The sequence below is a fragment of the Mesorhizobium sp. Mes31 genome (assembly GCF_024519675.1).
Taxonomy (GTDB): domain Bacteria; phylum Pseudomonadota; class Alphaproteobacteria; order Rhizobiales; family Rhizobiaceae; genus Mesorhizobium.
The window spans coordinates 107,841-126,154 of sequence record NZ_JALJRL010000003.1 but is presented as its reverse complement, the minus strand read 5'-3'; the positions used below and the strand labels follow the sequence as shown (position 1 = coordinate 126,154).

The window sequence follows — 18,314 nt, the reverse complement described above, 5'->3', positions numbered from 1 at the left end:
AGTTGCGCAAGCGCGCCGCCCTTCGTAACGCTTGGTTCGTATCCAGCCGCATATGTCGGAAAAGCCATGAACACGACACTTGAGACGACGGCAAATCCGTTGCCGGAAGAACTTGCCTTTCTCGGCGAGCGCCTGACGGCGTTCAACGACGCCGATGTCGGCGCTTCCGAAAGAAAGGCCCTGGCTGTGTTCGTGCGCGACGACGACGGCGCGGTCGTCGCCGGCATTTCGGGCTATACCGCCTGGGGCTGGCTCTATGTGCAATGGCTTTGGGTCGACGAAAGGCTGCGCGGCCAGCACATGGCCGGCAGGATGCTGGACGCGGCCGAACAGGAAGCCATGGCGCGCGGCTGCCAAAGCGCCTGGATCGATACCTTCAATCCGAACGCGGCCAGGGTCTATCAGCGCCAGGGCTATCAGACCTTCGGCACGCTTGCCGATTTCCCCATCGGCCGCAGCCGCATCTTCCTGCAGAAGAAACTGTCGCCGGCCTGATCAGGGCAATTCCAGGAAAGTGTGAAGCGGTTTTCCGGGAAAAGCGCGTAGCGCTTTCCCTTGGGAATTGCGTCAAAGCAAGAGTCTATCCGGCGAGCTTTCCGCCGCGCATTGGCTGCGGCGCGCCGGTCGTGCTCGGGAAGCTGATCGGCAGGCCGCGCAGCACGCGAACCGCGAGGAAGGCAAAGCACTCCGCCTCCACCGCGTCGCCGCTCCAGCCGAGGGTCTCGGCCTGCACCACCTCGACGCCGGCGCGGCTGGCCAGCATCGCCATCATCGTCGGGTTGTGGCGACCGCCACCGCTGACCACCAGTTTTTTCGGCCGACGCGGCAGAAGGTCGAGTGCCTTGCCGACAGCGGCGGCGGTGAAGGCGGTCAGCAAGGCAGCGCCATCCTCGGCGTTCAAACCGTCCGCCATGGCGGCGCCGAAATCGAAACGGTCCAGCGATTTGGGATAGGGTTTGGTCAGATAGGGGTGCTGCAGCAGCTTGGCGAGCCTTGCCTCGTCGACCGTTCCCGCGCGGCCAAGCGCGCCGTCGCGGTCCATTTCGCCGAGCCCTTTCGATTTGATGAAATCGTTGAGCGGTGCGTTGGCAGGCCCGGTGTCGAAGGCGATGACATTGTCGGCGCCATCCCACCAGGTGATGTTGGCGACACCGCCGAGATTGAGCACCGCCACCTCGCCACTGGCGCCGGCGCTGCGCATCAGCGCGGTGTGATAGGCAGCGGCCAATGGCGCACCTTGGCCGCCGGCGCGCATGTCGGCCGAGCGGAAATCGTAGGCGACCTTGGTGCCGAGGATCGTATGCATCAGCTCGCCGTCGCCGAGCTGCCGGGTCTGGCCAAGCCGGCCGACCTGTGGCGCGCGATGCAGCACGGTCTGGCCGTGAAAGCCGACGACGCCGATATCGGCCATCGTCATCCCATAGCCTTCGACGAGTTCCTTGACCGCCGCCGACTGGGCACGCGTCAGGGCTTCCTCCGCCTTGCGGAAGATCACCGGTTCCGGCCCGACAAAATTCCAGGCTCTTGCCTCCTTCAGCGTCTCTTCCAGCAGCGAGCGGATCGATTGCGGGTAGGGCATCAGCCGGTAGGTGCCGAAATCGTCGATCCGCTCGCCATCCGTCTTGATCAGCGCGACATCGATGTTGCCGTCGAGCACGGTGCCGGTCATCAGGCCGACGGCCCAGATTGGTTTCATTGTTGAGCTCTGCCTCTTTGCCTTGAGCATGATCTTATCCCAAAATCGGGTCCCTTTTGGGGATCATGCTCCGTTGACGAGATCGCCGACCTTCTGCCGAAGCGAAACGATTCCGCTGTCGAAATGACGTGTCGGATGGATCCGGTTGGTGAGCAAGGTCCATGCCTTGCCTCCGTCGAAGTCGATCCACAGTCCGGTGCCGGTGAAGCCGGTATGGCCGATGGTTCCCGGACTGCACAAGGCCCCACCGGACCAGCCGTCATAGGGACGCTCCCAGCCATGGGTGCGGGTAGCGGACAAGGGGGTCCGCATCAGTGCGATCGAACGCTCGGATGCACCCGTGCCATCCAGCAGCCCTTGCGCGAAATCGAGTACGGAAGCGGCCGTTCCAAACAGGCCGGCGTGCCCCGAGCCTTGCAGAGCCGCGCAATTGTCGTCGTGGACCTCGCCGGACAGCACGCGATGGCGCCAGGTGCAGTCCTCGGTGGCGGCTGACGCGTCCGGCTCCGCCGAGAAAGCAAAGCCTGCGCCGGCATCCATGTCCCTGATGGTCTTTCCGAACAACCGCTCGAGCGCAAAGCCGAGCAGAATGAAGTTGATGTCGGAGTAGACTGGGTCCCGTGCCCGCCATTCGCGCTGCAGGATGAAGGCGCGCAGCAGGTCGGGATCGCGCCCATAGGTATAGATCGGCTCGACGGCCGGAAACGGTGTCTGGTGGCCGAGGCACTGGCGGAACGTCACCTTCCGCTCCCAGGCCTCCGCATCATACTGGCGAAGGTCCGGCAGCACCGAGATCAGCGGCGCGTCGAGATCGATGACGCCGTCTTCGGCCAGCGCCAGGATGCACGGCGTGGTGAAGATGACCTTGGTCAACGACGCCAGGTCGAACCACGTCTCGTCCTGCATCGGTCGCGACTTCGGCACCAACTGGGCCGAGCCGATCGACCTGACGATGCGGTCGCCATTTTTGTCCACAATGCCGAGCACGCCGCCGGGAATGCGCTTGACGGAGACCGTTGCGGCGAGTGGTTGGAACGCGCGATCGAAGAGCTGGGCAAGGTCGTTCAATGCCAGCCTCCGTCTGGAAATGCCCTGATGACAAGCATCACGCCTCCGTCCTCGCTCGATGGTCCGGCCCAAGCTGCTCCCATCTGGCCGCAGCCGGCTCAAACCCCTGCGGGCGTACAAGCGAGGGAACCTGGCGCGTGTCGAGCTCGAAATGCTCATGGCGGCGGTCGATGGTCGGAACGGCGGCAATGAGTTTTTTCGTGTAGGAATGCTTCGGCTTCGACAGCACGGAAGCCGCATCGCCGATCTCGACGATCTGGCCGGCATAGATGACGGCGATCCGGTGGGCGATCCGCTCGACGACAGCCATGTCGTGCGAGATGAACAGATAGGCCAGCCCGAACTCGCGCTGCAGGTCGACCAGCAGCTCCAGCACCTTGGCCTGCACCGACACATCGAGCGCCGAAACCGCTTCATCGAGAACAACGACGGATGGGTTGAGCATCAGCGCCCGCGCTATGCACAGCCTTTGCCGCTGGCCCCCGGAGAATTCGTGCGGATAGCGTTCCAGGCTGTTCCCTGGCAGGCCGACGCGTTCGAGCAGGCTCGCCATCCGCGTCTGCGTCCCGGCATCCACGCGGCCGCCGGTTGCAATCACCGGCTCGGCCAGAATGCTCTCGATGGTGAGCCTCGGGTTGAGTGAGGCATAGGGGTTCTGGAACACCATCTGAACGGGCAGGGCGCTTTGCGCCGCGGAAGCCTTTCGCGCACCGACCGTGAAGCTGCCGCGTGTCGATCGCACCAGCCCCAGCACCGCGCGCGCGGTGGTCGACTTGCCCGAGCCGCTCTCGCCGACGATGGCCAGCGTCTCGCCTGGCATCAGGTCGAAATCGACACCGTCGACGGCATGCACGGCGCCCGTTGCGCGGCTGAAGAAACTGCTCTTGAGCGGAAACCGCACCACCAGACCGTCGACCTTCAAGGCTGGTTCCGTGCTTGCGCCCTTGTCGCGCTGTCCGTCAACGCGCGTCGCGCGGCCGTTGGCGAAATGCGGCACGGCATGCAGCAGGTGCTGCGTATAGGGATGCTGCGGATTGTCGAGGATCTGGTTCAACTCGCCCTGTTCGACAGCTTTTCCACTCTGCATCACCATCACCTTGTCGGCGATACCGGCAACCAGGCCGATGTCGTGCGTGATGAAGATCATCGACATGCCGGTTTCCCGCTTCAACTCGGCAAGCAGCGCCATGATCTGCGCCTGTACGGTGACGTCGAGCGCCGTCGTCGGCTCATCCGCGATGAGCAGGCGCGGATTGCAGGCGAGCGCAATCGCGATCATCACCCGCTGCAGCATGCCGCCCGACAACTGGTTGGGGGTGTATTTCAGCCGCCGCGCGGCATCGGGAATGCGCACGCGGTCGAGCGCATCCTTGGCTGCCGCCGTGGCCTGCCTGCCAGTCAGGCCGCGGTGCAGCCGGAACGATTCCTCGATCTGCGTGCCGATGGTCAGCACCGGATTGAGCGAGGTCATCGGCTCCTGGAAGATCATGCCGATCTCGGCGCCGCGAATGCCGGTCAGTTGCGGTTCGGTCGCGGTCATCAGGTCGAAAAGGCTGCCATCGGCCCGTTTCAGCTTCATCGCGCCGCCGGTGATGCGGCCGCCGCCGAAGTCGATGAGACGATTGATCGACAGCGCGGTGACCGATTTGCCGGAACCGCTTTCGCCGACGATGGCCAGCGTTTCGCCGTCGGCCAGATCGAAGCTGACGCCGCGCACCACCTCATTGGCTTGCGGATTGCGGCCGAAGCCGACGCGCAGGTCGCGAACGGAGAGCAGCGGGATCATGCCGGCGCCCTGCGCATCTTCGGGTCGAGGATATCGCGCAAGGCGTCACCCAGAAGATTGAAGCCGAGGATGCTGATCATGATTGCCAGGCCCGGGAAGATCATCAGCCAGGGCGCCGTCTCCATCAGGTTGCGGCTGTCGCTCAGCATCAGGCCGAGCGAGGCGGCGGGCGGCTGCGTGCCTAGCCCAAGAAAGCTCAGGCCCGCTTCCGTCAGCAGCGCCCAGGCCAGCGCCAGCGTCACCTGTACGGTCAATGGCGCCACCAGATTGAGCAGCAGGTGCCGGGTCACGATGTAGCTCGAACTGCTGCCGAAGGTGCGCGCGGCGTCGACGAATTCGCGTGCCTTGAGCGAAAGGGCAGGGCCGCGCACCACGCGGGTGAAGATCGGCGTGTAGACGATGCCGATGGCGACGACGCTGGTCCACGTGCCCGGCCCGGCGACGGTGACGATGAGCAGCGCCAAAAGGATTGCCGGAAAGGCCAGCAGCACATCCATGATCCGCATCAGCACGCCGTCCCAGCGGCGCCCGAGCCAGGCGGCGGCCAGCCCGAGCACGGTGCCGGCAAGGGTCGCGAAGGCCACCGAGAAGAAGGCAACCGTGAACGACTGACCGACGCCCGCCATCAGCCGGCTGGCCACGTCGCGGCCGAACAGGTCCGTGCCCATCCAGTAGGCGCCGTTGGGCGCATGCAGCCGGTCGACCCGGTATTGCGTGATCGGATTGTGCGGCGTCAGCCCCAGCATGCCGAGGACGGCGATCAGCAGATAGACGCCGACGATGACGCCGCCGATGCGGCCACTGGCGTGTCCGAAGATGGCTCGCAGGATGCGCATCATTGCTCTCCCAGCCGGATGCGCGGATCGAGCGCGACATAGGCGAGGTCGACCAGGAGATTGACGATCATGAAGTTGAGGGCGATGAACAGCACGCTTCCCTGCACCAGCGCGTAGTCGCGCTGCTGGATCGCATCCAGCACCATGCGGCCGAGGCCGGGCAGCGCGTAGATCTGCTCGACGATGACCGCGCCACCCAGCAGATAGCCGAATTCGATGCCGCTCAAGGTGACGACCGGGATCAGCGCATTGGGCAGGGCATGCCGCCAGATGACGCTGCGCGCCGATGCGCCCTTGCTGCGCGCGGTGCGGACATAGTCGTCGCTCAACACGTCGAGCATGGCTGAGCGCGATATGCGGGTGACCGAAGCCGCGAAGGCAAAGCCGAGCGTGATGGCAGGCAGGATCAACTGGCCGAGATTGCGCAAGGGATCTTGCCAGAGCGGCGCGAACTCGCCCATCGCCGGCAGCACGCCAAAGCCGGCCGACAGCGTGTAGATGATCAGCAGGCCAAGCACGAAGCTCGGCGTCGACTGGCCGATCATGGCGACGATGCGCACACCGAGGTCGGACGGCTTCTCATTGTGCGTGGCGGCAAAGATCCCGGCCGGCAAGCCGACGATGAGCGCGATGATCATCGACAGCACCGCCAGTTCGAGTGTCAGCGGGAAGCGCTCGAGGATGACGTCGAGCACCGGCCTGCCATAGGTGACGGAAATGCCGAGATTGCCGTGCAGGATGCCGCCTATCCAGCGCCAGTACTGGACGAACCAGGGCTGGTCGATGCCGAAATAAGCGGCGAGCGAATCACGTTGCGCCGGGGTCAGCAGGCCGGCCTCGGTGCCCAGCATCGCCGTGATCGAATCGCCTGGCACCATCCGGATCGCCACGAAGACCAGGATGGATACGCCAAGCAGGACGAGAGGAAACGCCGCCAGTCGTCGCATCAGATAGTTCACGCGAAGAAGTCCTCTCGTCCAATGCCAGCGGCGGCTACTGCTGAATGGTAACCTTGCTCAGGCTGAACAGCGTGCCGGTCGGCGTCGGCACGAACCCCGCGATGTTCTTCTGCTGGGCCGTATAGCTGTAGGAGGTGTAGAGCCAGATCCACGGCGACACCTCGGCGAGGTGTTTCTCGAACTCGGCGAAGATCACCTTGCGTTTCGCCGGGTCGGTCTCGGCGCGGCCCTTCTGCATCAGGCTGTCGAGCGTGTCGTCGATGTAGTTCGCCACCTTCTGCAGATTGCCGGCCTTGGTCCAATAGCGGTTGTACATGGTGTAGGGGTCGGCCCGGCCGCCGTTCAAGGCGATCGCCATGTCGAAATCGCCCTTCAGCCAGGCGTCGACATAGACGTTGAGTTCCATCATCTTGATGTCGAGCTTGACGCCGATTTCAGCCAGCTGCGACTGGATCACCTGGGCTTCCGCCGCCGCCGTTGGCGGCTCGCCGGTGGCGCCGATCACGGTCGCCGAAAAGCCGTCGGCAAAACCGGCTTCGGCCATCAGCTTCTTGGCCTTGTCGACATCGCGCTTGTAGCAGAACAGCTGGCTCGGATCGGTCGCGAGAGCCGGAATGGTCAGTGGTCCGGTGACCTTGCCTTCGCCGAGCGACGCGGTGTCCAGCACCTCTTGCCGGTCGATGGCGCAGGAGATGGCCTGGCGCACCTTGAGCTCGGTCATCGGCTTGCGCGACGGATTGAGCTGCAGCACGTGATAGGACAGGACCGGCACGCGGTTCAGTTGCAGGCTGGCCTCTTTCGGCACCAGCGTGGCGACGAGCGGGTCGTTGAGCAGCGCGAAATCGATCTGCTTGGTGCGCATGGCGGCCAGGATCGCCGCTTCGTCCGGCAGCACGCTGATCTCGATGCCGTCGACGCCGGTCGCGCCGCCGGCCCAATCCTTGTTGGCGCTCAGGACTTCCTTGGCGTTAGGGTCCCATTTGTCGAGCTTGAACGGACCCGAGCCGACCGCCTTGGTGCCGATCGAGCCGGCCTTGATTTCGCTTGCCGGAACGATCGCCGCGTTGACATCGCTCATCGCCGTCAGGATCGGCACGTCGGGCTGCGACAGATGAAACACGACGGTCGCCGCATCGGGCGTGTCGATGCTGGCGATCGACAGGAAGTTGGCGCGGGCGGCCGCGCCCGTCTTCTCGTCGAGGATGCGCTCGAACGATGCCTTGACGTCGGCCGAGGTGACCGCGGTGCCGTCCTGGAATTTCGCCTTGGGGTCGAGCTTGAAGGTCAGCTCCTTGCCGTCCTTCGAGAACTCCCAGGATGTAGCGATGGCGGGGATGATCTGAAGGCTGGCGTCGACCCGCACCAGCGGCTCATAGATCAGTTCCAAGAGCCGCAGCGACGAAAACGCCGTCTGCTTGTGCGGGTCGAGTCCGGTGGCGTCCTGCGACCAGGCCATGTGCAGCGTCGCCGCCTGCGTCGAAACCGTCGTGATGCCGAGCATCGCCGCCAGCGTGATGCCTGACAGCAGCTTTCTTGTGAGGTGGATCATTTTCGTCTCCCATTGTGATTGAACTTGATGCCTTGCAGTTTCTGCGGACCGCTTCCAAGACACACATGCTTTGGAGTATCGGCCCAGTCTATGCGGCTTCGCGCCGTCTTGTCTCAAGCGGCTTCACGCCGTCTTGTCCCAAGCGGCTTTACGCCGTCTTGTCTCATGCGGCTCATGCCGTCTTGTCCCGTACGGCTTCATGCCGTCTTGTCCGTGCGGCTTGATCCCGTCACGTCGCTGATTGCCTTTCTCAGGAAGCCTCCGGCCTTGCCGAGAGCCGCGCGCGCCTCCTCGACGCCCATGCCGGTGATCGTCACCAGGATCGCCAGTTTCACGTCATTGTCGGTCAGGGCGAGCACCTGTTTCGCCTGTTGTGCCGTGCAGCCGGTCGTCTGCATGACGATCCGGATCGCCCGGGCTACCAGCTTCTTGTTCGACGGGTTGAGATCCACCATCAGGTTCTGGTAGCTCTTGCCGATGCGGATCATGCTGGCGGTGGTCAGCATGTTGAGCACCAGCTTCTGCGCGGTTCCCGACTTCAGCCGGGTCGAGCCGGTGAGCACTTCCGGGCCGACAACCGGCGAGATCGCTATGTCGGCGATGCCGGCAATGGTCGACGCCGGATTGCAGGACAGGGCGACCGTCGTTGCGCCCACCTGCCTGGCATAGTTCAATCCGCCGATGACGTAAGGCGTGCGCCCGCTCACCGCGATGCCGACCACGACGTCGTCGGCGGTGAGCCCGATCTCCTGCAATGCCTTGGCGCCCATTTTCGGATCATCCTCGGCGCCCTCCGTCGACCGCACCAGGGCGTCGGGACCGCCGGCGATCAGGCCGACGACCATGCCTTCCGGCACGCCGAAGGTGGGCGGGCATTCCGAAGCGTCGAGCACCCCAAGCCGGCCGCTGGTGCCGGCGCCCATATAGACAAGCCGCGCACCTTTCTGGAAGGCAAGCACGATACGGTCCACCGCGGCAGCGATGTCGGGTAGAACCTTTTCGACAGCCGTCGGGACGGCCCTGTCCTCGTCATTGATCTTGCGCAGGACGTCGATGGTCGGCAGCAGGTCGATGTCCATCGTCTTTGGGTTCCGGCCCTCGGAAACCAGCCGGTCCAGCTCAGACATCAACCCGTGCTCGGTCATCGCTCGCTTTCAAAAATCATGCGGCCCAGCCGGCGGCGAGCATGGCTCGTACCGGCACCGCTGCGCACGGACCCATGGGTCCACGGTTGCCGCCCTGTTTTCTTTTGTTAACTTTTTAGAATTGAATATTCGTATCGTCAACAGGAATATGGAATATATTATTCCTTCTAAGGCAACGCGCTATCGACCGCCGAGGGACCTCTTGGCGAGGATGATCGCTCCCGACACGGCGTCTCCGTCAGCGGGCTTCAGGCGGCGGCGGACATCGGGAGAGAGCCAGGGTTCGAGCGGGCTGGAGAGGCCACCCAGCAAGGTCACGCGCGGTGCGCCTTTTTCGAACAGCACCCGCACCAGCGTATCGATCTGCTCGGCCGCGCTTTGCACGATGCGCCGTCCGACAGGATCACCCTGATCGGCATGGCGCATCACCATCGGCGCCAGGGCCGCGTAGTCGGTGGCACTGGCTCGGTCCATCCAGGCGACGGCTTCCATCGGGTCGCTTTCGAAGCGCTGCATCACCTCCGCCAGCAGTGCGGTCGGCTCGTGCCGGCCGTCATGGGCGCGCAACGCCAGTTGCACGGCCTTCAGACCAAGATCGGCGCCGCTGCCCTCGTCGGAGATCGGAAAGCCGTAGCCGCCGACGCGTAGGTCGCGCCCCTCGACAAAGCCGAGGCCGATCGAGCCGGTACCGGCGATGACGATGGCACCATCCTGGCCGGAATGCGCGCCAAGGCAGGCGCCGATGCCGTCGCTGACGAAATCGATGCTGGCGAAGGGATGAGCGATCGCCCGCAGCGTCTCCAGCGCGCCCTTGCGGCCGATGCCGGCAAGACCGATGCCGGCGCGGATCCTGGCGCTCTGCGCCGGTCCAAAGCCTGCCTCCTCGATCGCCGTGCCGAAAGCCTTCGCAATGGACGCCCAGGCTGTGTCGATGCCGAGCCGGGTCGTTGCCGGGCCCGACAGGCCCTGTCCCAGCACGGTTCCGTCCGCATCCTCGATGCGGGCCCGGCAACCGGTGCCGCCGCCGTCGACACCGAGAAAATAGTGGTCCGCCACGCTGCTCATGCGCTCAGCCGCTCTATGTCGGCGCCGCACAGGCGGAGCTTGCGGTCCAGTTGTTCGTAGCCGCGGTCGAGGTGATAGACGCGGTTGATGATGGTCTCGCCTTCGGACACCAGCGCCGCCAGCACGAGCGATACCGAAGCGCGCAGATCGGTGGCCATCACTTGCGCGCCGTGCAGTTTCTCGCCGCCACGCACCAGCGCCATGGTGCCTTGCAGCTTGATGTTGGCGCCGAGCCGCATCAGTTCGGGGACATGCATGAAGCGGTTCTCGAAAATGGTTTCACGCAGCAGCGATGCGCCCTCGGCACAGCACATCAGTGCCATGAACTGCGCCTGGAGGTCGGTCGGAAAACCCGGGTAGGGTTCCGTCGTGACGTCGACAGCCTTGAGCGGCCGGTCGCGCGACACGATGAGCCCGCGGTCGCCGGGCCAGACGCTGACGCCGGTGGCCTCGAGAAGCTGCACCACCGATGCCATGTGCTCGAGCCGGGCATGGGTCAGTTCCAACTGGCCACCGGTGATCGCCGCGGCGATGGCATAGGTGCCGGCCTCGATCCGGTCCGGAATGATGTCATGCCTGGCCGCATGCCAATTCGTCCTGCCGGCAATCAGGATGCGGTGCGTGCCGGCGCCCTCGATGTGCGCGCCCATGGCGTTGAGGCAAGCGGCGAGGTCCGCCACCTCGGGCTCGCGCGCCGCGTTCAGGATTTCGGTTTCGCCCTTCGCCGTAGCCGCCGCCATCATCGCGGTTTCCGTTGCCCCGACCGACGGCGAGCTCAAGACGATGCGGGTGCCGGTCAGTCCGCTCGGTGCGGAGGCGACGATCGAGCCATTCTCGATCGCGATGCTGGCGCCCAGTGCCGCGAGCGCCGCCACATGCATGTCGACAGGCCGTGCGCCGATCGCGCAGCCGCCCGGCAGCGAGACCCGCGCCTGACCGAAACGGGCGAGCAGCGGCGCCAGAACGAGCACCGTCGCCCGCATCTTTCGCACCGTGTCGTAGGACGTTTCCTTGGAGACGGCGGCACTGGTGTCGATCGTCGCGGCATGAGCCGATCGTGTCACCTCGGCGCCATGAAGCCGCATCACGCCGAGCATGTTCTCGACGTCGGTCACATCAGGCAGGTTGGTCAGTTCGAGCGGGTAGGGGCTGAGCAGCGCCGCCGCTATCTGCGGCAGGGCGGCATTCTTGGCGCCGGAAATCGTCACCGCGCCTTCCAGCCTTTGTCCGCCGACGATCCGCAATCTGTCCATGGGCTGAAACCTTGGTGATGAGAGCCGGGCCGGCGTCTCGCTCCGGAGATAATGCTCCGAATCCCGATTTTTGGCCCGGTCCAGGTCGAGAATTAATTCTACGTTCTTGGCTGTCAATCGAAATTGGAATAATTTATTCCTTGGCCCGGCAGGTCGTCTCCGGCTTGCGGGCCTGAAAGCGCGAGGGAATCCCGTGTCCGTTCTGAACAGGATCAATGCGAAGCTTGACGCCATGGCGCCTGGCGATCGCGAGATCGGCCAATACATCGTCGACAATCCCGACCAGATGCTGCGGCTGTCGACGGCTGCTCTCGCGGCCGAGATCGGGCGCAGCCAGTCGAGTGTCGTCAAGTTCAGCCAGAAGCTCGGCTATGCCAGCTATCAGGAACTCAAGCTCGCGGTCAGCGAAGCCAAGGCGCAGGAATGGCAGGTGCCGGCCGGCGTCATCCACGGCTCGATCGAGGTCGGCGACAACTACCAGGTCATCCTGAAGAAGCTGATCGGCAGCAAGCTTTTGTCGATGCAGCAGACCGTCGCCGCCAACAGCGAGCGCATCATCTCCAGGACGTTGGAATTGCTGGATGGCGCGCGCCGCATCCATCTCGTCGGTGTCGGCGCCTCCTCCCTGGTGGCGCGCGATTTCTCCTACAAGCTGATGAAGCTCGGCCGCAACGTGCTGCATGACAGTGACAGCCACATCCAGATGGCCAATGTCTCGACGCTCGGGCCCGGCGACGTGCTGTTCGCACTCTCCTATTCCGGCGCCAGCATCGAAACCTTGCGCATCGCCGAACTGGCCCGCAAGCGCGGCACGACGGTGATCGCCGTCACCGGCCTGCACGACAATCCGCTGAGCCGTGTCGCCGACATCCGCCTCTACACCGTCGCCGACGAGGAGCGCGCGCGCTCGTCCTCCATCACCGCGCGCGACGCGCAGCTGACACTGACCGACCTGCTGTTCATCCTGCTCGTGCAGAAGCAGCCGGACGCCAACGAGTATGTCCACAACAGCGAGGCGGCGGTCTCGGTGCTGAAGGCGGATCGCGCCTCGTAGGGTGGCCAGTCAATGGTGGCCAACTCCACCCGCAGCGATCCTTCCCTCTGTCCCGCCGACGTCGTAGGTCGGCTGGTTGTCCGGGAGCTTGCACGTGCAGCTTTTGGCATCAGCATCTGCCAGGCGCCAAAATTCCAGCAAGGCTTTTCTTGCCTCTCGTCGCCGAAGGCGCGACGCTGCGAAACGCAGCGCGTTCGTTCGCAAGGAGGAAGATATCATGGCATCCGACGTCGCAGTGATAGCAGGCGCGGGGCAGGGCCTTAGCGCCTCGCTGGCACGCCTGCTCGCCAAGGATGGTTTTCGTGTGGTCCTGGCCGCCCGCAATGTCCAGAAACTCGCCTCCCTGGTCGACGAAACCGGCGCGCTGGCCGTCGAGACGGACGTCGCTGATCCAGCCTCCGTCACAAATCTGTTCGAGACCGCCGACAAGGCCGGTCCGCTGGCGCTTGCAGTGTTCAACGCCAGCGGGCGCACGCGCGGCCCGATCGCCGAGCTCGATCCCGATGCGGTCAGGCAGGCGCTGCTGGTCGGCGCCTATGGCGGCTTCCTGGTCGGCCAGCAGGCGGCGCGGCGGCTGCTGGCGCGCGGCTCGGGATCGATCCTGTTCACCGGTGCCACCGCCAGCCTCAAGGGATTTTCCGGCTCCGCCGGCTTTGCCATGCCGAAATTCGGGCTTCGCGGACTGGCGCAATCCATGGCCCGCGAACTGGGTCCGCAAAACATCCATGTCGCCCACTTCATCATCGACGGCCAGATCGAGCCGCCCGGACAGCCAGCTGATCCGGACCGGCCGGACCGCCGTCTGTCGCCGGACGCGATCGCCGAGGCCTATCTCGCGATCCATCGTCAGCACCGCAGCGCCTGGAGCTTCGAAGTCGAGCTCAGGCCGTGGGTCGAGGCGTTCTGACAATCCAGCTGGTTTCATGACCGATCGATGCGCGCCCGCTCGGTCGCGCTTGCCCGCCGTATGGATAGATGCCTACATCATCGATGTCGGCAGCGGTGCCCTATAGGGAAGGAAGCTGCCGGTCAGTCGGGGCTAGACGCTTTCGAGATAGGTTTCGATCTCGAAATCGCTGACATTGAGTGCGAACGTATTCAGTTCCTGGCGTTTGCAGGCGATGAAGGAGTCGCGCAGGATCGCTGGAAAGATCTCCGCCACATGGGTTCCGCTCTCAAAGGCGGCGATCGCGGACGCCCAGTCCGGCGGCAGCTTGGCCGGCGCAAGCCCTTGGCCATCGCTGCCGGCCGGGTCGCCCGGCGACATCTGTCTTTCAATGCCGATCAGTGCGGCACCCAATATGGCCGCAAGCACGAGATAGGGATTGGCATCCGCTCCCGAAACGCGATGCTCGATGCGGCGCGCGCCGGTCGGGCCGCCGGGAATGCGGATCGCGACCATGCGGTTCTCGTAGCCCCAGGCGACCGCGGTCGGCGCGTAGGACCTCGGACGAAGCCTGCGGTATGAATTGAAATGCGGTGCGAACACCAGTGTGCTCTCGGCCATCGCCGCAAGCAGGCCGCCGACCGCATGGCGCATGATCTCCGAGCCCTGATCGGTGCCGTCGTCGAAGACGTTGCGCCCTTCGCCGTCGACAAGGCTGAAATGGACGTGAAAGCCATTGCCGGCGCGGTCGCCATAGGGCTTTGCCATGAAACAGGCGGCGAAGCCGTGCTTGCGGGCGATGCCCTTGACCGTGCGTTTGAACAGCACGGCATCGTCGGCCGCCCGCAGGGCGTCCGCGACGTGGTTCAAATTGATCTCGAACTGGCCGACGCCATTTTCAGCAATGGCGGTGTCGACGGGAATGCCTTGTGCCCGGCAGGCTTCGTAGACGTCATGGATGAAGGATTCGAAATCGTCGATCTCGTCGATGGACAACGCCGCATCCGAATCGAGACGACGCCCGGTTACCGGCGAGACGGGCCCGACCGGCCGCTGCGATTGCGGATCGACCAGATAGAATTCAAGTTCAGTCGCCGCGACCGGGGTCAGGCCCAACGCCTTGTAGCGGTCGAGGATTCGAGCCAGCGCCCGCCGGGGATCACCGAGATAGGGCGCGCCGGTTTCATCGGCGAGCCAGAGCGGGACAAGCGCCGTCGGATGCGCCGTCCATTCCACCGGGAGAATGCCGCGTCCGGTCCATTGGCAAAGCCCGTCGGCATCGCCGGTCGAGAAAACCAGCGTGTTACCTTCGATGTCCTCGCCCCAGATGTCGAGCCCGATCAGCGAATAGGGCATGCGCAGCTTGCCTTCCAGCGCCTTGCGGGCCTGCTCGACCGGGATGCGCTTGCCGCGCATGACACCGTTGAGGTCGCACACCGCCGCTCTCAGGCTCTGGATATCGCTTCTGCTTTCAAGCCAGTTCAGAACGTCCGCAATTGCATCGCTCAATTTCCAACCTCTGGTTTTTGGTGCCGCGGCCTGATCGGCCGCACTGTCCCTGGTAAAAATAGCTCGTGAGTTTTTCGAAAACGAACTCTGGCTGCTGCAGAGCGTTTTCCTTATTTTTTCAATTCACTAGCCGGGATGTCGGGAGGCATTTCCAAAACCAATTGCGCGATCTGCGATCGCAACATAAAGGCAAGAGAATGGAAAGCCAAGTGGCATTTCTAGGTTCTTGTTCCCGGAAATCTGGCCTGCTGCAGGATATGTATCGCGCCTTCGTCGATGTCGCGCACGATGGCTGCGCGGGCTCGTTCCCCGTCCTGGGCCTCGATCGCCGCGACGGCTTCCTCGTGATAGTCGATGTCGAGGATGGAGGCGAGGTCATTCTCGAACCCCATGGCGAGGTTCCGCAGAAATGGACCCACCTGCATCCATACGGTCTCGATCAGGAAGATCATCTGCTCGTTGCCGCAATGGCGATAGATCGAGAATTTGAAATCGTAGTTCTTCCTGAGATAGTCGTCGATATCGCCCTTGCGGGCTGCCCGGGTTAGTTCGGTGCCGTGGCGTCGGATCGTCCGCAGATTGTTGCCGTTGATGAGTTTTGTCGCAAGCTCGGTCGCCGAGCCTTCGAGGATCGTCCGCACGGCGGTCAATTGCGAAAACCGTTCGGCCGAGATCACCGGCACCTCGACGCTGCCGTTCGGCATCGGGCTGAGCGCGCGCAATGCCTGGAGCCGCATGAAGGCGCTGCGCACCGGCATGTCGCTGGTGCCGAGTTCCTTGGCGAGCTTGCGTGAGGTCAGCTTCTGGCCAGGTACGAACTGGCCGGACATCAGGGCCCGCACGAGTTCCAGATAGACTTTCTCATGCAAGGGAACGGTGTCGACGGCGGTCAACCCGAATTGTGTTCTGTCGGCCATTGGCGGGTCGCTAATCTACGCAGCTGACGACATTCGCCGCTAGTAATTGTTTTGCTGGCTGAACGCCATGTGTGGGCCGTTGTCAGCGACTTGTGGGTCGGCATGATAGACGCATCGATCGCAGCGCCGCAAGGCACCGGAATGCGCCCCGGGTTGAGGCCAATGACAAAGATGCGATCGGACAGACAGACGGCCTCCTCGGCATCGTGGGTGACGAGGATCACGGTCAGGCGATGCTGCTGCGAGATATGCATCAAGAGCCGCTGCATCCGGCCGGCTGGTTCTTTGCCCTCGCCAGGTGCGCCAGCAAATTCATCGTGATCCTGCCGACGTCGTTCATCGCACTTCCCGTCGGCAATGCGCCGCACCAGGCGACCGAACTCGCGCAGAAGATCAAACCTCCTGAAGGAAGATGGCGCAGCGTCATCTCCGCGCAACGGCGCGCGGCGCACTCGCTGGCGCCGCCCTCATACCAGCGCGTCGCGTCATGGACGAAACTGTCCGGGAAGCCGGTTGCACGCGCAATGACTATCGTATCGAGGGACGTGCCAAGATGCGGATCGGTGGCATCGACCTCATAGCCGGCCGCGCCGCCCAGCACGATGCCCTCGTTGCCGAAGGTCTCGTCGGCGACGCCGTCGAACAGCCATGCGGCCGAAGGTTCATGGCTTTGCGGTGTGCGGGTGAAGGGGCGCGCGCCGTCAAAGCCCATCAGCGAGATGGCGACGCCGGTCAGCGAGAATTCGCCGCGCCCGCTGGCGCGAAGATGACCGCCCGGCTGGTTGGTGATCGACAGCGATTGTTCGGCGATCGGCCCATCCCAGGTGCGCGCCGCCTCGAGCGGCGAACGGCGCAGTTCCATGAGATCGTCCTGGAACGCGACCTTGCCGGCAAAACCATTGCCGCCGAGATAGGCGATGCTGCCGCCTGTTGCCGCGAACTGGCGCAGGGCATGCTCCATTTCGATCGACATGTATTCCGGGTGGCTGCCGGTGACGACGGCCCGATAGCCTTGCAGGCCGGCGAGGCCCCGCTCATGCAGGTCGCGGTCGGTGATGAGATCGAAGGCGATGCCGTTGCTATGGCAGAAGCGCAGCAAGTGCAGGTCGACCGGCAGATTGTGCGGACAACCACACAGCGGGTAATTGTAGTCGTCGCGCAGCGTCGCCTTCGGCTTCCGGTAGGAGCAGATCGACACGCCGCTGAGGTCACTATGGTAGTCGTAGAGCGACTTCAGATTGTTATCGATCGCAAAGCGATGGCCCCGATCCTCGCACATCCACTCGTACAGATGCGCGGGCAGGAATTCATCCGCGTAAGCGAGATAGGTGGCCGTCGGCACCAGGAACAACAGCGGTGAACACCGGAGGGACGAGGTGATGAAGAAGACGATGCGCTCCGATCCACCGGCATGGCCGACCTCGAAGGCGTAGACGCCGGCAGCCGCCTCGGCGGGGACACGCAATTGGTATGAGGCTGGCCACTGCAACGATCCCATGTCGTCGTCGTGGCAATGCACCGCGTCGTAGTGTGACGGCACCAGCCTTGGATCGAAACTCGATCCGTCCCAGCGGCGTGAGGTCATGCAGAACGCCGGTTGGTTGACCGCTTCCAGCAAGAGGGCGCGATCTCCGCCTGTCGAGGCGAGCGGGCCGCTCGGCAGCAAGGTGGGGAACGTCCAGGCAATGCGTCCGGCCGTGGTTTGCAGGGCGATTGCCGAGAACTTGGCGTTGAGCGACCTGACATCGTTTGCCGCGCTGGCGCCGAAGAACACATCGTCTGACGGAGGCTGCCAGGGCAGATTGAATTGCCGATGCAGGCGAAACGGCGCCAACAGGTCGTCGGAGCTGATCCGAAGGACTGTCCCGTCGCCATCGGATGAAATCTCGACCGCCAGCCAGGTGTTTGCCGGCACGGTCCCGCCGGTCTGAAGCGCTTCGCCATGATGGATGAAAGTCAGCTTTCCGTCCTGCAGCTGAAGCCGCAATGCGCCGCCCTCAAACAGCACCCGGACGCCGTCATAGCGGGTCAGATACACTTCAAAGGCGACGCCGCTGATCTCCGCGCACTTGGCAAGTTCCGACGCCGCGATCTTCAGGAAAGATCCCTGATCGAATTCGCGGTGGGACGCGGCATCCCTGGTCGGCCCAACGTGCCAATCCATGAATTCAGCCGAGGGTGTGTCGAGCCGTACGATCCGCACATCGCGCACTTGCCGCGATGACGAGACATGAAGGGCGACAGGCGTTCCTGCCGCTGCGTGCCAGGGAACCGTGTAACCTGAAACGGCCATGGCGCCGTGATCGACGGGACGTCTCATCTCGGCAAAAGTCCGCGCCGCGATTCCGGCCGGTGCAATCCGTTGGATGGCAAATTCGACAATTCTCTCGTACCCCCTTTTTGAATCACACTATGGGCATCGCTTCTTGTGGATATATCCCATCGCGGCACGATCGGTGACAAAGTCCGTTTTTTGAGGGCTCGCGCCGAGGAATGCCCGCGCTCGCATGAGCCGGCGATCGTGTTGTTGCTGCGTGCCCCTTGGTTCGCGTCCGGGTCCCCGCCCGCGGTCGCCGATGCCTATCCTTGAG

General features: G+C 64.0%; 16 protein-coding genes. 3 read left to right on the top strand and 13 right to left on the bottom strand.

What is annotated here, in order from left to right; genetic code table 11:
* Nucleotides 1-66: 66 nt before the first annotated feature.
* The gene (locus NR193_RS05905; protein WP_256749939.1) at nucleotides 67-495 is read left to right on the top strand and encodes an N-acetyltransferase; all 429 of its coding nucleotides are present in this window, start codon (nucleotides 67-69) and stop codon (nucleotides 493-495) included.
* Between the two features lie 85 nt (nucleotides 496-580).
* Here NR193_RS05905 and NR193_RS05900 read toward each other — a convergent pair whose 3' ends face one another.
* The 9 genes from NR193_RS05900 to murA form a co-directional block, all read right to left on the bottom strand.
* A complete protein-coding gene (locus tag NR193_RS05900) occupies nucleotides 581-1,696 on the bottom strand; it encodes an anhydro-N-acetylmuramic acid kinase (protein ID WP_256749938.1) in 1,116 nt (371 codons plus the stop codon).
* 63 nt (nucleotides 1,697-1,759) lie between these two features.
* A complete protein-coding gene (locus NR193_RS05895; protein ID WP_256749937.1) occupies nucleotides 1,760-2,764 on the bottom strand; it encodes a serine hydrolase in 1,005 nt (334 codons plus the stop codon).
* A gap of 37 nt (nucleotides 2,765-2,801) precedes the next feature.
* Nucleotides 2,802-4,550, bottom strand: coding sequence for an ABC transporter ATP-binding protein (locus tag NR193_RS05890; RefSeq protein ID WP_256749936.1), 1,749 nt, complete (start codon nucleotides 4,548-4,550; stop codon nucleotides 2,802-2,804).
* A complete protein-coding gene (locus tag NR193_RS05885; protein WP_256749935.1) occupies nucleotides 4,547-5,386 on the bottom strand; it encodes an ABC transporter permease in 840 nt (279 codons plus the stop codon). Before NR193_RS05885 ends, NR193_RS05890 begins: the two co-directional genes overlap by 4 nt.
* Nucleotides 5,386-6,345 carry an ABC transporter permease gene (locus NR193_RS05880; RefSeq protein ID WP_256749934.1) on the bottom strand — a complete coding sequence of 320 codons (960 nt, stop codon included), beginning with the start codon at nucleotides 6,343-6,345 and terminating at the stop codon, nucleotides 5,386-5,388. The genes NR193_RS05885 and NR193_RS05880 overlap by 1 nt, the downstream gene beginning before the upstream one ends.
* A gap of 34 nt (nucleotides 6,346-6,379) precedes the next feature.
* The gene (locus tag NR193_RS05875; protein WP_256749933.1) at nucleotides 6,380-7,894 is read right to left on the bottom strand and encodes an ABC transporter substrate-binding protein; all 1,515 of its coding nucleotides are present in this window, start codon (nucleotides 7,892-7,894) and stop codon (nucleotides 6,380-6,382) included.
* A gap of 197 nt (nucleotides 7,895-8,091) precedes the next feature.
* A complete protein-coding gene (gene murQ / locus NR193_RS05870; protein ID WP_256749932.1) occupies nucleotides 8,092-9,039 on the bottom strand; it encodes an N-acetylmuramic acid 6-phosphate etherase in 948 nt (315 codons plus the stop codon).
* Nucleotides 9,040-9,219: 180 nt separating this feature from the next.
* A complete protein-coding gene (locus NR193_RS05865; RefSeq protein ID WP_256749931.1) occupies nucleotides 9,220-10,104 on the bottom strand; it encodes an N-acetylglucosamine kinase in 885 nt (294 codons plus the stop codon).
* Nucleotides 10,101-11,357 carry a UDP-N-acetylglucosamine 1-carboxyvinyltransferase gene (murA, locus tag NR193_RS05860; protein WP_256749930.1) on the bottom strand — a complete coding sequence of 419 codons (1,257 nt, stop codon included), beginning with the start codon at nucleotides 11,355-11,357 and terminating at the stop codon, nucleotides 10,101-10,103. The genes NR193_RS05865 and murA overlap by 4 nt, the downstream gene beginning before the upstream one ends.
* A 193-nt stretch (nucleotides 11,358-11,550) precedes the next feature.
* Here murA and NR193_RS05855 point away from each other — a divergent pair, with 193 nt between their 5' ends.
* Nucleotides 11,551-12,411 carry a MurR/RpiR family transcriptional regulator gene (locus tag NR193_RS05855; protein ID WP_256749929.1) on the top strand — a complete coding sequence of 287 codons (861 nt, stop codon included), beginning with the start codon at nucleotides 11,551-11,553 and terminating at the stop codon, nucleotides 12,409-12,411.
* A gap of 217 nt (nucleotides 12,412-12,628) precedes the next feature.
* Nucleotides 12,629-13,318 carry an SDR family NAD(P)-dependent oxidoreductase gene (locus tag NR193_RS05850; RefSeq protein ID WP_256749928.1) on the top strand — a complete coding sequence of 230 codons (690 nt, stop codon included), beginning with the start codon at nucleotides 12,629-12,631 and terminating at the stop codon, nucleotides 13,316-13,318.
* Between the two features lie 132 nt (nucleotides 13,319-13,450).
* On the opposite strand, the gene NR193_RS05845 is transcribed toward NR193_RS05850, so the two are convergent.
* The 4 genes from NR193_RS05845 to NR193_RS05830 form a co-directional block, all read right to left on the bottom strand.
* Nucleotides 13,451-14,806: a glutamine synthetase family protein gene (locus tag NR193_RS05845; protein WP_256749927.1), complete on the bottom strand. Its 1,356-nt coding sequence runs from the start codon at nucleotides 14,804-14,806 to the stop codon at nucleotides 13,451-13,453.
* A gap of 218 nt (nucleotides 14,807-15,024) precedes the next feature.
* Nucleotides 15,025-15,723 (bottom strand): GntR family transcriptional regulator, encoded by a 699-nt coding sequence (locus NR193_RS05840; RefSeq protein ID WP_256749926.1) that lies wholly within the window; start codon nucleotides 15,721-15,723, stop codon nucleotides 15,025-15,027.
* A complete protein-coding gene (locus NR193_RS33610) occupies nucleotides 15,696-15,980 on the bottom strand; it encodes a hypothetical protein (RefSeq protein ID WP_375162687.1) in 285 nt (94 codons plus the stop codon). Before NR193_RS33610 ends, NR193_RS05840 begins: the two co-directional genes overlap by 28 nt.
* On the bottom strand, nucleotides 15,977-18,043 hold the full coding sequence (locus NR193_RS05830; RefSeq protein ID WP_256749925.1) for a N,N-dimethylformamidase beta subunit family domain-containing protein: 2,067 nt from the start codon (nucleotides 18,041-18,043) through the stop codon (nucleotides 15,977-15,979). Before NR193_RS05830 ends, NR193_RS33610 begins: the two co-directional genes overlap by 4 nt.
* Nucleotides 18,044-18,314: the final 271 nt, after the last annotated feature.